This is a genomic window from Butyrivibrio sp. NATIVEDY162, from assembly GCF_045999815.1.
Classification (GTDB): Bacteria; Bacillota; Clostridia; order Lachnospirales; family Lachnospiraceae; genus Butyrivibrio.
On record NZ_CP172573.1, the window covers coordinates 2,265,867 to 2,280,893 of the forward strand.

12 protein-coding genes are annotated in these 15,027 nt (G+C 40.5%); 5 read left to right on the forward strand and 7 right to left on the reverse strand.

The genetic code is table 11. The annotated features are described in order from the left end of the window. Window positions 1-70: 70 nt before the first annotated feature. The 4 genes from ACHCNF_RS09835 to deoC all read left to right on the forward strand — a co-directional run bounded on the left by ACHCNF_RS09835 (window position 71) and on the right by deoC (window position 4,450). A complete protein-coding gene (locus ACHCNF_RS09835) occupies window positions 71-1,606 on the forward strand; it encodes an ABC transporter ATP-binding protein (RefSeq protein ID WP_408069631.1) in 1,536 nt (511 codons plus the stop codon). A gap of 2 nt (window positions 1,607-1,608) precedes the next feature. Next, on the forward strand, window positions 1,609-2,766 hold the full coding sequence (locus ACHCNF_RS09840) for an ABC transporter permease (RefSeq protein WP_408069632.1): 1,158 nt from the start codon (window positions 1,609-1,611) through the stop codon (window positions 2,764-2,766). Window positions 2,767-2,770: 4 nt separating this feature from the next. Continuing rightward, the gene (locus ACHCNF_RS09845) at window positions 2,771-3,715 is read left to right on the forward strand and encodes an ABC transporter permease (RefSeq protein ID WP_408069633.1); all 945 of its coding nucleotides are present in this window, start codon (window positions 2,771-2,773) and stop codon (window positions 3,713-3,715) included. 75 nt (window positions 3,716-3,790) lie between these two features. Then, window positions 3,791-4,450, forward strand: a complete 660-nt coding sequence (deoC, locus tag ACHCNF_RS09850) for a deoxyribose-phosphate aldolase (protein WP_408069634.1) — start codon at window positions 3,791-3,793, stop codon at window positions 4,448-4,450. Between the two features lie 81 nt (window positions 4,451-4,531). Here the strand turns inward: deoC and ACHCNF_RS09855 are convergent, their stop codons facing one another. From ACHCNF_RS09855 to ACHCNF_RS09885, 7 genes are all read right to left on the reverse strand, one after another. Continuing rightward, window positions 4,532-6,145: a mannitol dehydrogenase family protein gene (locus tag ACHCNF_RS09855; protein WP_408069635.1), complete on the reverse strand. Its 1,614-nt coding sequence runs from the start codon at window positions 6,143-6,145 to the stop codon at window positions 4,532-4,534. Between the two features lie 30 nt (window positions 6,146-6,175). Continuing rightward, entirely contained in the window at window positions 6,176-7,207 is a 1,032-nt protein-coding gene (locus ACHCNF_RS09860) for a zinc-dependent alcohol dehydrogenase (RefSeq protein ID WP_408072217.1), read from the reverse strand. Window positions 7,208-7,238: 31 nt separating this feature from the next. Further along, window positions 7,239-8,837, reverse strand: a complete 1,599-nt coding sequence (locus ACHCNF_RS09865) for a xylulokinase (protein WP_408069636.1) — start codon at window positions 8,835-8,837, stop codon at window positions 7,239-7,241. Between the two features lie 113 nt (window positions 8,838-8,950). Then, window positions 8,951-9,895: an ABC transporter permease gene (locus tag ACHCNF_RS09870; protein WP_408069637.1), complete on the reverse strand. Its 945-nt coding sequence runs from the start codon at window positions 9,893-9,895 to the stop codon at window positions 8,951-8,953. A 17-nt stretch (window positions 9,896-9,912) separates the two neighbouring features. After that, complete coding sequence (locus ACHCNF_RS09875) at window positions 9,913-11,415, reverse strand: sugar ABC transporter ATP-binding protein (protein ID WP_408069638.1); 1,503 nt, start codon at window positions 11,413-11,415, stop codon at window positions 9,913-9,915. A gap of 105 nt (window positions 11,416-11,520) precedes the next feature. Continuing rightward, window positions 11,521-12,693 (reverse strand): sugar ABC transporter substrate-binding protein, encoded by a 1,173-nt coding sequence (locus ACHCNF_RS09880; protein WP_408069639.1) that lies wholly within the window; start codon window positions 12,691-12,693, stop codon window positions 11,521-11,523. 58 nt (window positions 12,694-12,751) lie between these two features. Then, window positions 12,752-13,528: an SDR family oxidoreductase gene (locus ACHCNF_RS09885; protein ID WP_408069640.1), complete on the reverse strand. Its 777-nt coding sequence runs from the start codon at window positions 13,526-13,528 to the stop codon at window positions 12,752-12,754. A gap of 343 nt (window positions 13,529-13,871) precedes the next feature. On the opposite strand from ACHCNF_RS09885, the gene ACHCNF_RS09890 reads away from it, so the two are divergent. Then, window positions 13,872-15,005 carry an ROK family transcriptional regulator gene (locus tag ACHCNF_RS09890; protein WP_408069641.1) on the forward strand — a complete coding sequence of 378 codons (1,134 nt, stop codon included), beginning with the start codon at window positions 13,872-13,874 and terminating at the stop codon, window positions 15,003-15,005. Window positions 15,006-15,027 lie beyond the last annotated feature (22 nt).

A 15,027-nucleotide genomic window follows, 5' to 3' on the forward strand; every position in this document is an offset into this window, starting at 1 on the left:
TAAATAAACGGGGTTCTTTGTACGGAATTCCTGTTTTTTGTGCAATAAACTATAGAAAGGTGTGCTACTTATGGAAGATTATGTAATTGAAATGTTGCATATCACAAAAGAATTCCCGGGCATTATAGCTAATGACGATATTACACTGCAGCTTAAGCGCGGCGAAATTCATGCACTTTTGGGGGAAAACGGCGCCGGAAAGTCTACTCTTATGAGCGTACTTTTTGGGCACTATACACCTGAAAAAGGTGTGATCAAAAAAGATGGCAAAGAAGTTAAAATTGCCAATCCAAACGATGCCACAGCTCTTGGTATCGGAATGGTTCACCAGCACTTCATGCTGGTAGATATTTTCTCAGTACTGGACAATATAATACTTGGTTCGGAACCAAGCAAATTTGGCTTTTTGACCAAAGCTGAGGCTAAAAAGAAGGTTCTTGCCCTCTCTAACAAATACAATCTTAAGGTTGACCCTGATGCTCTCATTGAAGACATCACAGTAGGAATGCAACAAAGAGTTGAGATTCTAAAGATGCTCTATAGAGATAATGAGATTCTTATCTTTGATGAGCCCACTGCTGTTCTTACTCCACAGGAGATAGACGAGCTCATGAAGATTATGAAGAGTCTTGCAGCTGAGGGTAAATCTATCCTTTTCATTACCCATAAACTTAATGAGATCATGGAAGTAGCAGACCGCTGCTCCATCTTAAGAAAGGGTAAATATATCGGAACCGTAGATGTTAAAAATACCACAAAGGAAGAGCTCTCTTCAATGATGGTAGGAAGAAATGTCAAGTTTGCGGTAGATAAAGATGAAGCAAAGCCGGCTGAAGAAGTTCTCAAGGTTGAGAATGTATGCGTTAAGAGTAAGCTCCACGAAAATGACTCTGTTCACAATGTCTCTTTCAATGTAAGAGCAGGTGAAATTGTATGTATCGCCGGAATTGACGGAAATGGCCAGACAGAATTTGTTGGCGCACTTACAGGGCTTGATGATATTGCAAGTGGTAAGATTACCCTTTGCGGAGAAGACATTACAAATAAATCCATCAGATATAAAAACACTCATGGCATGAGCCATATTCCGGAAGACAGACACAAACATGGCCTGGTACTCGATTATACACTCGAAGAGAACATGATACTTCAGCGTTATTTCGAGCCTGAATTCTCCAAAAACGGTCTTCTGAAAAAGGGCGAAATGAGAAAGTATTCAGACAGACTTGCTCAGGCATTTGACGTCCGTTCTGGTCAGGGTGCCACTACTATAGTCAGAGCTATGTCAGGCGGTAACCAGCAGAAGGCTATCATCGCTCGTGAAATGGATCGTGATCATAAGCTTCTCATAGCTGTTCAGCCCACCAGAGGATTGGATGTAGGCGCCATAGAAACAATTCACGAAGAGATAGTAAAGGAGCGAGATGCCGGAAACGCAATCCTGCTTGTATCTCTCGAGCTTGATGAAGTCATGAATCTCTCCGACAGAATCCTTGTTATGTATGAAGGTGAGATTGTAGGTGAGGTTGATCCTAAAACAACTACACTTCAAGAACTCGGACTTTACATGTCCGGTGCTAAGCGCGACACAGGAAAGGAGGCATAATCGTGGACGAAAAAACAAGCTTTTTCAGAAAACCCGCATTTCAAACACTGTTGGCATCCGTTTTGTGTGCGATTCTGGGTATAATCCTTGGATATGTAATTCTTCTACTCATGAATCCTGCTCATGCTGCAGAGGGAATGTTTGCTATCCTTCGTAATTTCTTTAAATTTGCAGGTAACCAAAAGAAACTGATGAGTGCAATGGGTTCAGTACTTGTAAAATCAGTACCCGTAATCCTCTGCGCTGAGGCTATTCTGTTTGCATTTAAAACAGGTCTGTTTAACATCGGCTGCGCCGGTCAGTACACAGTTGGCATTATTGCAAGCCTCTATACAGCTCTTGCTCTTCATTGGAACTGGTTCTTATGTGTTCTCGCTGCAATAGCTGCAGGTGCTCTTTGGGGATTTATTTGCGGATTCTTCAAAGCATATTGCAATGTTAATGAAGTTATCGCAGGTATCATGCTTAACTGGATTGCACTGTATATTTGTAACATTATTTTAGGCGACAAGACAGTAATGAACACCACAAAGTCTGAAACTTACGCTGTAAAGGATGCAAGTCTTCTGCCTTCTTTCATGAGTGAGTTTTTCGGAAAAAACAAATATATCACCATTGCTGTTCCGCTAACTATCGTCATTGCTATAATCATTCTGTTTATTCTCGGAAAAACAACCTTTGGCTACGAGCTCAAGGCAACAGGCCATAGCAAGGATGCTGCTAAATATGCAGGTATGAACGCCAAGAGAAATATCATCCTTAGCCTTGTTATTTCAGGTGCTATCTCAGGAATGGCTGCAGGTCTCTACTATCTTACAGGAATCGAGCATTATAAAATTGCTTCATCTGTTCCCGGAATGGGATTTTCCGGAATCGCTGTTGCATTCCTTGGAGGCCTCCATCCCATAGGAACGATTTTTGCCGGACTCTTTGTAACTTATATCACTCAGGGTGGTCAGTACCTAAACACCAATTATTACAACCCTCAGGTTGCTGATCTGATGATTGCGATCATCATCTATCTGTGCGGATTTGTTCTGTTCTTTAAGACAGTTATGACTAAGCCCGTCAGCAAGCTTGGTAATGCACCAAAGCCAAATGCAAACGCTGATACAAATAAACCTGCCGAAGACAAAGCGGCTGATAAAAAGGAGGTGTAAGAATATGGCACTACTTATTCAGTACACACTTATTTTCTCCGCTGTTTTAATCCTTGTCGCTCTCGGCGGAATGTTCTCAGAGCGAAGCGGAATCATTAACCTTGGTCTCGAAGGAATAATGGTATTCGGTGCTATGGCAGGAGCAATGGTAATGGTTTTGCTTCCTCAGGATGCATCCAAATTCACCATCGTTTCACTTACAATTATTGCAGCTGCTCTTGCAGGAATCGTTTCTTCACTGCTTATCGCTGTTGCATGCATTAATTTCAATGCTGATCAGACACTTATCGGAACAGCGCTTAACATGCTTGCTACCGCATCTGCCACCGTTATCGTCAAAGCTTTTAACACCGCCAGATCTAACGGTACAGACTTTTCTGCCAAGCTTGACTACGTAAGAGGCCATGATGCATTTATGTTCAATATCGGACCTGTACAGCTCTCATGGTTCATCGTAGTTGCTGCAGTTCTTCTTGTAGTTGCTATAATAGTATTCTACAAAACCAAGTTTGCTTTAAGACTCCGTGCCTGCGGTGAGCATCCTCAGGCTGCAGAATCTGTCGGAATCAGTGTTTATGCCATGAGATACTCAGGTGTAATTATTTCCGGTTTTCTTGCTGGTATCGGTGGTATAATTTATATCGCTGCCGCAAACTCAACCTGGCATTTTGACTATGGTGTTGCAGGAGCAGGTTTCCTTTCACTCGCCGTTATGATTTTCGGTCAGTGGAAGCCTGAACGTATCGCCTGGTCCGCGGTACTGTTTGCTGTATTCAGATCCTTGTCAAACGTATACATGGGCATCGGCTTCCTTCAGGCCCTTCCTATTTCAGGAACCGTATACAACATCATGCCTTATGTCATTTCACTTCTTGTTCTTGCATTTACATCCAAGAATTCAAGAGCACCTAAAGCAGAAGGTATTCCTTACGACAAAGGACAAAGATAATTTTATAAGACACTATTATCCCGGCTACAAGTTTTATCTAGCCGGGATATATTTACCAAAAAGGAGATAAAAAATATGGATATCAAAACAATTCTGAATCATTGTGATCACACACTTTTAAAGCAGGAAGCTACATGGGACCAGATTAAGGAAATTGCTGATGACGGCATGAAATACGAGACAGCTTCCATCTGCATTCCTCCCTGCTACATCAAAAGAGTTCACGATTACACAAACGGAAAGCTCAATATTTGTACAGTAATAGGTTTTCCTAATGGAAACATGACAACTGAGTCAAAGGTTTTCGAGACAAAGGACGCTCTCGAAAAAGGCGCTAACGAAATCGATATGGTAATCAATATCGGCGAACTCAAGGCAAAGAACTATGATTATGTTCTTAATGAGATTAAAGAAATAAAAGCCGCTTGCGGAGATCACATCCTAAAGGTTATCATCGAAACCTGCCTTCTTACAGATGAGGAAAAGATCAAAATGTGCGAGCTTGTTACAGAAGCTAAAGCTGATTACATCAAAACCTCAACCGGTTTTTCAACTGCAGGCGCTACATTTGCCGACATTGAGCTTTTCGCAAAGCACATCGGTCCTGATGTAAAAATGAAAGCTGCAGGCGGTATCGGAAGCATTGCAGATGCTGAGAAATTTATGGAACTTGGTGCTAACAGACTTGGAACCAGCCGTATTGTAAAGATTGTGAAGGAAGAAAAACTCCTTTAATCCTAAAGAAAGCTTAAGCCCCCAAAAGCCTGAGATTTACGGTTTTTAGGGGCTATTTTTTATACCTGTCATTCTTATTCGTCAGTTATAGATATACTTTTGTAGTGTTCTTCGCACTGATCCGGGGCCATCTATCATTTCTGTGAAAATTTCTTCAACTTTATCTCCAAGCCCTGCCTTATACAAATCCACTCCAAAGTAATTTTCATTAGACAATATTGGAAACAGCTGATCTGAAACAGAAGTAGGATCCCCGTATTTAACACTCTCTAGCTGCTTTATCAGCTCTTCATTAGCAGGATCAGGAGCAAGCTCATATCTTTGCCCATTATCATCTATCTCCAAAAGATATCTAAGCCAGCCTGCTACCGCAAGGGGTACTCCCTTAAGACCTGCTGCCGTGCCCTCTTTTTCCATATATGCTTTTGTTGTAACACCAAAGCGTACTGCGAGCATCTGTGAAATGTCTGTACATAGCCTTTGATTGGTATCAGGAAGATAAGGATTCACAAATCTGTCCTCCATCAGTTCTTTCATAAAAGCCTCAGGAGATATGATCTTGGGATCGATCACTACAGGCATACCTTCTTTTGGCCCGACTATATTAGCCAGCTCCAAAAGATCAGGGTCCTTCATAACATCTGAAAACCTCTCTATTCCAAGAAGCACCCCATACGGTCCCAATGCAGAATGTATCGGGTTCAGGCATACCGTTACCTTCATCCTCTCAGAAGCGTTAACTGTTTCTCTATCAGTCATATACACTCCAGCCTTTTCAAGACTTGGTCGACCATTAGGAAAAGAATCTTCAATCACAAGGTACTGTGGACCTTCCGCATTTACAAAAGGGGCAATGTATGTTCTTTTTCCTGTGACAACCGGTTTCATATTGGCTATGCCTTCTTTTTCCAAATCAGCAGCAACTTCATCACTAGGCCGTGGAGTTATCTTATCTATCATACTCCACGGAAAAGAGATATTTGATTCATCGCTAACCCATGCTACAAAATCATCCTGAACAAAGCCTCTCTTATTCCACTCATTTATCACTTCCAGTACAGATTCTCTAAGTTTTTTTCCGTTTTGTGAAACATTATCCATAGACACCAACGCAAGGGGTGTTTTCCCTTCTTTATACCTATTCCACAATCCGGAAGCCACAATTGACATTGCACTATTTAATTTCCCATCAGGTCCCGCCTCGTAATCCGCCAAAACAAATGGGAATACTATATTTTCTGCATTGCGTAGCTCATATCCTTTTTCAGTAATGGTAAAGGACACCATCTGGAGACTTTTACTTACAAAAATCTCCTTAAGCCTTGTTTTTCCTTTCTCATTTCCATCAAGCTTAACCGCTTCTGATAGAGATCCCAAAACTCTTTTTGTCCTTCTTCCATCAGTATGTAATGTTACAGCTAAAACCAGATTGTCAAAGGGCTTATAAATCTTGTCCACAACATCGAAGTCAAATGTTTCAAGACAAGTAATACCCTCTTCCATGTCTCCCTCTTCAATTAGCTTATCTGCAATTCCTCCCAGAAAAATCCTAAATATATTACCGATTCCAAAATGAGCCCATCTTGGATTTCTAACAGCATTTTCTGAGCACTTTTCTATGTCATAAGCAGGTGTGATTATCCCTGCTGCTTCGAAGGCCTCCCTATCCTGCAGACCTTTAATTGTCAGTTCCATCTTACTTATTTCCTCCGCACGACCCTTTAATTATCCTTCTGAATCCAGCTTCATCAAAACCTTCATTGTAGTTTCACGGTTGTTATCAATATAATCATACGCTTCCTTAAACTCCTTAAAACCAAAGAACTTTGTCATTAAGGGCTCTAGTTTGACTTTTCCTTCACTTACAAATTTTATTGCATCCACAAAGTCCTCATGCCTGTACATCATAGATGTATTAAGGTCAAGCTCATGGTCATTTAAAACTGCAAGATCTACAGAAGCTCTTTTTCCGAAAACTGCCACAAGAATAATTGTACTTCCCTTCCTTGCATTTTGGATTGCCTGATCCATGGTAATATCTGTCCCTGCGCATTCGTAGATAACATCTGCTTTATTAGGACCAAATGCCCTCTCAAATTCTTCTTTAAAATCCTTTTCTTTCGTATTAACTACATAATCAGCGCCAAGTTCCCTAGCCATCTTTAGCCTGTAATCTGATATATCCGTTGCCATAACTTCACTTGCTCCAAGTGCCTTAAGAGACTGAACAAGCAAGATACCTATTGGTCCACATCCCAATACAACAGCTTTAGCACCTTTTACATCAGTATATCTCTTCGCAGCGTGAACCGTAACCGCCAAGGGCTCCAGCATAGCTCCCTGGTCAAAGGACATGTTATTTGGAAGTACCGTCACCTTACTCTCGTCAACAGCAAAAAATTCACTTGCACAACCTGTACTCTGAAATCCCATAACCTTTAAATTCTCGCACAGGTTGTATTTTCCATGCAGACAGGGGTAGCATCTTCCACAGAAAATCTGTGGCTCGATTGTTACATGATCTCCAACCTTAATTTTCTTCACATAGCTTCCAACTTCTACAACTTCTCCTGATACCTCATGCCCCTGCGTAACAGGATATGAGGTAAATGGATGAGTTCCATGATTTACATGTATATCGCTTCCACAGATGCCCATTCTCTTCATTTTTACGAGCACCTGATCTGCCCCGGGCTTTGGCACATCTACTTCCTGATATACAATTTCACCGGGCGCTTTCATCAATTGCTGCAACATAGTTCCCATATCAAATTCTTCTCCTTTCCATTTAATCCCAATCCATAGCATTTATTGCTGCTTTTTCTATAGAAAGTCCTTTCTTATATCTCTCTGTAAAAATCTCGTAGCCTTCCACATCCTTAGGATCCGGATTAATAGTCTCACCGGACATGGTTTTAAATACACGCTCTTCTATGTAATCTTCAAGCTTCTCATCCGTTTTTCTGTCAGCAAGAAAAGCTGCCAGTAATGCGATTCCCCAGGCTCCGCCCTCGCTTGCTGTATCCATTACCGTAACCGGTGCATTTACAGATGCAGCCAGGTATCTCTGCCCGACTCCTTTTGTTTTAAAGAATCCGCCATGCCCCATCAGTCTTTCTATTTTGCAGCCTTCATCTTTCATCAAAATATCCATGCCAAGTTTAACAGCTCCAAGCGATGTATATAGATTTACTCTCATGAGGTTTGCAAGATTAAATTTGCTGTTGGCAGTACGAAGAAATGCTAATCTTCCCTCATTTATCATGGTAATATTCTCCCCTGAATAATACCCATATGCCAAAAGCCCTCCGCAATCAGCATCTCCGTTTAATGAATTGGTATATAGCTTTTCAAACAACTCACCGGCATCTGCTTTAATTCCAAATAGTGAAGCAAACTCCCCAAATATTCCGACCCAGGCATTAAGATCAGAAGTACCGTTATTCGCATGACTCATGGCAACCGGGAATCCTGAAGGTGTTGTTACCATATCTATTTCCCGATACAATTTTGACAGTGATTTTTCCAAAACAAGCATTGCGAAAGTACTTGTTCCTGCTGATACATTGCCTGTTCTCGGAGCAACCGAGTTTGTAGCAACCATCCCGGTTCCAGCATCTCCTTCAGGAGGACACAGCTTTACTCCAGGCTCAAGATTTCCACTTTCATCAAGAAACTCTGCCCCCTCCTTTGTTAGTGTGCCCGCTTCTTCTCCTGCTACCATCACCTTCGGGAACACATCTCTGAGTTTCCAGCCAAAATTGTATTTTTCTATCAGTTTATCAAATTTATCCACCATGCTCTGATCATAATCAAGAGTCACGGAATCAATTGGAAACATTCCAGCCGCATCACCTATTCCTATAACGTGTTTACCCGTTAATCTCAAATGAATATATGCAGCCAGAGTTGATACAGTATCTATATTTTTAACGTGCTCTTCACCATCAAGTATTCTTTGATATAAGTGTGCACTACTCCATCTGAGCGGAATATTAAAATCAAAAAGTTCAGTCAGTTCATCTGCTGCCTGCTGTGTATTTGTATTTCTCCAAGTCTGAAACGGCGCCAGTTGCTCACCATTTTCATCAAGCGCTATATATCCATGCATCATCGCGCTTACCCCTATTGCTCCATAGGTTTTAGGAGTTACTCCATATTTTTCTTCAACATCCTTTCTTAGGGATGTATAGCAGCTCCTTGTACCGGCATGAATTTCATCCATGCTGTATGTCCATATATTATTTATAAAAGAATTCTCCCAATCATGGATTCCTACGGCAAGTACTTTTCCGCTGTAATCCACAAGTACTGCCTTTATCCTTGTTGATCCAAACTCAATTCCAAGGGCAGTTTTCCCTTCTTCAATCAATTTCTTTGTATTCATTTAATCCTCCTAGATGATCAGGCTATTATGAAAGGTTTCTCCGGCACCGTTTAAACAGATGCCGGAGAATGTATAAGGAATGAATAATGAAGAGGTGATCTTTCTAACCTCCATTATGCAGCCTGCCTCTTTTTACTGATGCAATCAACACCTACAGCAATCGCTAAAACGATTCCTTTTACTACCATCTGCATATATGTTGATACATCCATCAAAATCATTCCATTTGTCAGTGAACCTATGATAAGTACCCCGGCAATTACACCTGAAATTCTTCCTACTCCACCATTTACCGACACGCCACCCAGAACTACGCATGTAATAACATCGAACTCATACCCTTTTCCTGCTGTTCCCTGAGCAGAGCCGGTTCTTGAAAGCATAACTATTCCTGCTATTCCTGCAAAAAAACCTGAAAGAGAATAAATCAGATATTTTACTCTGTTAACACGAATTCCTGAAAGCTCGGCAGCATCTTCATTGCCACCTATGGCATAAAAGTATCTTCCAAAGTAGGATTTATTCAATATAAAGCTACCTACTGCAAGGCATATGATCATTATGATTACTGAAACAGGTACTATTCCTATTGCACTTTTTCCAAAAAGGTCAAAGTCCTTTGTGAATCCCGAAATCGGAATTCCACCTGAAATGAGATATGCTGCACCTTCAAAGATTGTTTGTGATGCAAAGGTTGCAATAAGTGCCGGGATTCCTATTTTTGATACCATGAAACCATTGAGCAGTCCAACAAGAGTTGCTATTGCTACAGACAGGCTGACTGCTACCCACATATTCATGCCTGCGTTCACCATAAAATATGCGCAAATGATGTTGACCAATGTGATGATTGATCCGGTTGACAAATCTATACCTGCAATCAGAATAACAAAGGTCATACCTACAGCTGCAATTCCATATACCGCAACCTGTCTTCCTACAGCAACAAGGTTGGTAGGTCTTAAAAACACTCCTTTAGATGCAATAGTAAATATGATCACCATTGCTACAAAAACAAGCCATATAGCATTATTCTTTACAAATTTCCTGATATTCATTTGCTACCTCACTATTCTCACGCATTATCTACTATAGCTGATGCATACGCCATAATAGCTTCTTCGTTAAATTCTTCTTTTTGTAATTCTCCTGTTATCTCATGTTCAGCCAGAACCAGAATCCTGTCTGACATTCCCATAAGTTCTTCCATTTCCGATGAAATCATTAAAATGCTGTGTCCCTGCTCAACCAACTCATTTATAAGCTTATATATCTCAAACTTCGCGCCTACATCTATTCCACGTGTAGGTTCATCAAAAATAATAAGTTCGGATTCTGCAGCAAGCCATTTGGCAAGTATAACCTTTTGCTGATTTCCTCCGGATAAATTCTTTACAAATTGATCCAGATTCGGAGCCTTTATATGGATATCCTTTTTAAATTTTTCTGCAATAGAGGATTCTTTTTTGCTACTGATAACAGACCCCTTACTGATTCGATTATAAATAGGCATATTTATGTTATGCTTGATTGAAGAACCAAGAAGTGCGCCATGTCGCTTTCTATCTTCAGGTACCAGAGCAATTCCCAAGTCTATGGCTTCTCTGGGACTTTTGGGATTTATTTCTTTCCCATTTAATATTATTTGTCCCGATTCCTTTGGCTTAACTCCAAATATCAGTTCCGCAAGCTCAGTCCGCCCCGCGCCTACAAGACCTCCCAGACCTAATACTTCACCTTTATACAACTTTAGATTAATATTCTTATCTCCGTTTCCGTATACGTCCTTTAGCTCTAGAACAACCTTGCTCTTATCTATCTTCTTTTCTCTTGGTGGGAACTTTTGATTCATTTCACGTCCAACCATTAGCTTTATAAGCTCATCTACAGTTGCGTTTGGTGTTATAAGTGTATCTACATATTCACCGTCACGGATAACCTCTATCCTGTCAGACAATCTAAAAATTTCTTCGAGTCTGTGAGAAATATAGATTATAGATACTCCCTTTTCTCTAAGAAGTTCCACTACTGCAAACATATTCTCTACTTCGTTACTTGTTAACGGTGCAGACGGTTCATCCATGATAAGCACCTTTGCGTTTTGTTCAACAGCCTTTGCTATCTCAATCATCTGCTGATAGCCTACAGTCAGATTCTTCACAAGTTCTTTGGGATCTATTTTTATTTTAAGCTGTGCAAAAGCTTTAGCTGCTTCTTCTTCCATCGCTTTTCTGTCTATTATCGGTCCCTTTCGTATAGGACGGCCCAAAAATAGATTTTCTGCAGCTGAAAGCTCTCCCACATTGTTGAATTCCTGATAAATAATTGCTATTCCATTTTCTGCCGCAAGCTGCGGTGTCATTCTGTCATATTCTTTTCCATTTATTTTTATTTTCCCTGAAGTTGGTATTACAGCTCCGGAGCAGCACTTTATCAAAGTTGATTTACCCGCTCCGTTTTCACCTATAAGTCCCAGTACTTCTCCTCTTCTAAGCTGAAGAGTTACATCTTTCAAAGCAACAACCCCGGGATATTCTTTACGAATATGTTCCAGTTCCAATACATACTCTTCACTCATTTGTCACCTCTTCACTCCAAATACTTTATACCTTCTAGTAGAATGCGGAGATTTGCTTATTCGCAAATCTCCGCTTAAGAAAGAAAATACCCTTAAAAAAGTTTTTTACTTCATTTCGCTAAGTATTGCTTCTGCATTGTTTGAATCCATCTTTGTGAATCCGCGGAATACATTGTGTGATCCTACTTCATCTGAAAGGATGAGGGCATACATGCTTGCGCATGCTGTTGCTGTATCAAAATCTGATCCCTCGAATCCAATGATTCCCTTTGAAGCCTGAGAATCATCAAGAAGCTGATTAAGCTGCTGCTTAGTCACGTCTGTTGTGAAAACCCCCATTTCATCCGGAACTTCTCCGCTATACGCTGTCTGGCAATATGTTACAAGAGCTTCATTTGCACCGATCATAGGACCTGCACCGATACCGGTAACAACTTTTGCATCAGGATGTGCCTGAAGAGCAGTTTCGACTGCTGTCTGAGCTTCATTTGGCTCAAGTCCGGCCTGCTCTGAAACTATCTCATACTTTCCTGCTGCATCCTCAAGACCCTCTTTTATACCATTTGCTCTCTCCAAAAGAATCTTTGTCTGAGGATATCCAATGAGAATAACTTCTGCAGGACTCTCTTCTGTATATTTCTCATTGATAAACTCTGCACACATTTTTCCGATTTCAACACCGAGACTTGTATTATCAAGAATCCAGTTAGCATCTGTATTTTCCATGGGATCATCCCAGCACATAACCTTGATACCTGCATCTCTGGCTTCCTTAGCAACATCCTCAACAGCATTTGCATCAGAAGGATGGATCATAATAAGATCACAGCCTGAGGAAATAAAGTTTTCCACCTGTCCAATCTGTGTAGCGGAATTATCATCGCAGGCAACAATTGTATATTCTGCCCCATTCTCAGTCAGGACATCTTCCAAAGCAGACATAACACCTGCCCAATATGCATTCTGCAGTGACTGAATTGTAATACCGATTTTCTTTCCTGAAAGCTTACTAAGATCTGCCTTGGAATAAAAAGCTTCATCTGCCTGTACACCTTCCGTAGCAGCAGTAGTATCTGCCGCAGGCTCACTACTCTCCTCAGCTGCTGCATTATCTTCCGTTGCGGTTTCCTCTGAAGATGCTTCTGCAGCTGCTTCTTCTTTTTCAGCAGATGTTTCAGTTGCCGCAGTCTCGACGGCTTTGTCAGCTGCTCCTCCGCACGCCGCAAGGCTAAAAGCAAGAACCGCTGCTGTTAATAGTGACATCACTTTCTTTTTCATACTTTAAAATCCTCCTTTTTCCTTTATAAACATTTCTTTGTTTTTTTAAATTAATTTTTTAGAAACATGTGAAAGCGCCATCAATGATAAAGTCAGAACCTGTTGTAAATGTACTTGTATCACCTGCAAGATATACACATATTGATTCTAATTCTTCAGGTTTTCCAAGCCTTCCCATCGGTGCCATTGCGTTCCACTTATCAATGAGAGGTGCAAGCCCTTTATTTGCGAGAACCAGATCTGTGCCTATATATCCGGGGCTGATTGCATTTACTCTTACATTTTTCTTAGCCCATTCAACTGCCAACGACTTTGTGAGCTGACTTACTCCTGCCTTTGATGCGTTATATGCACACTGTGGTTGAGGAACATTGACAATGTGTCCTGACATGGAGGCTGTATTTATAATTGATCCGCCGCCATGCTCAAGCATATATTTTCCGGCAATCGTATCTGTAAGGAATACTCCGTTTAAATTGATGTTAATTACCTTGTTCCACTGATCAAAAGTCATTTCCTCTGCCGGTGCATTTATGCAGATGCCTGCGTTTGCATGACAGAAATCCAATCCGCCAAGCTCAGCTACAACCTTATCGACCATAGCCTTTACTTCATCTTCCTTTGTGCAGTCGCACTTGATCGCAACAACCTTTCTTCCGGTCTTCTCTGCTATCTCTTTTGCGGTCTTCTCTGCCTCATCAATATCAAGATCCACAATAGCAACTTCTGCCCCTGCTTCTGCAAATCCTGTAGCTGTACACTTTCCGATTCCTCTTGCTCCTCCGGTTACAAATCCCTTCTTTCCATCAAGTCTCATGCTCTCAATTATTCCCATTTCAAATACCTCCATTTTTCTTCAAGTCATTTTATTATTTTATTTTTATAATTCATTTTGTAAATGCATTTTACATTACTTATCCTACCATTTTTTCTCTAATCGTCAATTAGCTATACATCTCTAATTTTTGAAACGTTTTTTATACATATTGCACAAAATTAAATCAGATCAACCGCCTTTTATCATTATATTAATGCAAATTAACAAGATGTCTGCTTCTGGGAAAATACGAGGAATTCTGATATTTTTTTATTGCTATATTGAACTACTAGACATATATAGATTTTTTATTTTATAATACTATTTATAAAAATCATTTTACAAAAACAAAGGTGGAGTAATGAGAAAGTCGATAACCCCTAATCAAATAAAACAAAACAACAAAAACCTGATATATTTATATATTCTTAATCATCCGGGCGTATCTCAGCAGGATATTGCTTATGATCTAAGGCTCTCGCGTCCAACTGTAACCACCAATCTAAATGAGCTGGAGTCTGTAGGAATGATCACTAAATCAGGACAACTGGATACTGAGCTTGTAGGCCGCAAGGCCAATGCCTACTCTGCCGTTCCGGATTACAGGGTCAGTATCGGAGTTGATATTCACAGTAAAGAACTTAAACTCATAACTGTAAATCTGCTGGGAGAGTATTCAGAAAGAGTTGTGCACTCCATCAATTATAAAAATACTGATTCCTACAGAAAAAAAGTCTGTGAAATTGTAAATGGCTATATAGCCGGTCAGGGATTAAAATCTGAGCAGATTCTAGGAATAGGAATAGCCATGCCGGGTCTTGTATCCCCTGATGGCAGCGAAATAACCTATGGAAAAATTCTTGATTGTACCGGTCTGTCAATAGATGGTTTTTCAAAATATCTAAACTATCCGTGTCGCTTTTTCCATGACTCCGAAAGCGCAGCTGTTTCAGAACTCTGGGTTTCACCGGAGTTAAAAGATGCCATGTATATTCAAATTGGCATTCATCTCGGAGCAGCAATGATCATGAATCGCAAGATCATGTCAGGAATGCATGGCCATAATGCTACCATAGAGCATATTTTCATGGGAAACAACAACAAGCGCTGTTACTGCGGACGCATCGGATGCGCTGAGACACTCTGCGCTTTGCCTTCTTTATGCGGTGAAGAACCTGTGCATGAATTTTTTGGCAGATTACGTTCAGGAGATAAAAACGCTTCTAAGCAGTTTGATAACTACCTGAAAGATCTTGCAAAAATTATAAACAGTATAAGCCTTATGTATGACAAAGACTTTATTATTGGTGGATTTATAGCTCCCTATCTACAGGAAAGTGATATGGACAAACTCCATAAATATGTTCAGGAGCTTAATCCTTTTGATGATGAAGGAAGGTTCATTTTTATCAGCCGTATGCCCAAGCATAATATTACTATTGGGGCCGCTTTGCCTTATATCACAGAGTTCCTTAATCGTGATGAAATAGAATAAACAGTTATACTAACAAAACACA

Excerpts from the sequence above, each read along its gene's own strand:
- ACHCNF_RS09835 (WP_408069631.1), top strand. The coding sequence starts at position 71 with ATGGAAGATTATGTAATTGAAATGTTGCATATCACAAAAGAATTCCCG.
- ACHCNF_RS09845 (WP_408069633.1), top strand. The coding sequence starts at position 2,771 with ATGGCACTACTTATTCAGTACACACTTATTTTCTCCGCTGTTTTAATC.
- deoC (WP_408069634.1), top strand. The coding sequence starts at position 3,791 with ATGGATATCAAAACAATTCTGAATCATTGTGATCACACACTTTTAAAG.
- ACHCNF_RS09855 (WP_408069635.1), bottom strand. The coding sequence starts at position 6,145 with ATGGAACTGACAATTAAAGGTCTGCAGGATAGGGAGGCCTTCGAAGCA.
- ACHCNF_RS09860 (WP_408072217.1), bottom strand. The coding sequence starts at position 7,207 with ATGTTGCAGCAATTGATGAAAGCGCCCGGTGAAATTGTATATCAGGAA.
- ACHCNF_RS09865 (WP_408069636.1), bottom strand. The coding sequence starts at position 8,837 with ATGAATACAAAGAAATTGATTGAAGAAGGGAAAACTGCCCTTGGAATT.
- ACHCNF_RS09870 (WP_408069637.1), bottom strand. The coding sequence starts at position 9,895 with ATGAATATCAGGAAATTTGTAAAGAATAATGCTATATGGCTTGTTTTT.
- ACHCNF_RS09875 (WP_408069638.1), bottom strand. The coding sequence starts at position 11,415 with ATGAGTGAAGAGTATGTATTGGAACTGGAACATATTCGTAAAGAATAT.
- ACHCNF_RS09880 (WP_408069639.1), bottom strand. The coding sequence starts at position 12,693 with ATGAAAAAGAAAGTGATGTCACTATTAACAGCAGCGGTTCTTGCTTTT.
- ACHCNF_RS09885 (WP_408069640.1), bottom strand. The coding sequence starts at position 13,528 with ATGGGAATAATTGAGAGCATGAGACTTGATGGAAAGAAGGGATTTGTA.
- ACHCNF_RS09890 (WP_408069641.1), top strand. The coding sequence starts at position 13,872 with ATGAGAAAGTCGATAACCCCTAATCAAATAAAACAAAACAACAAAAAC.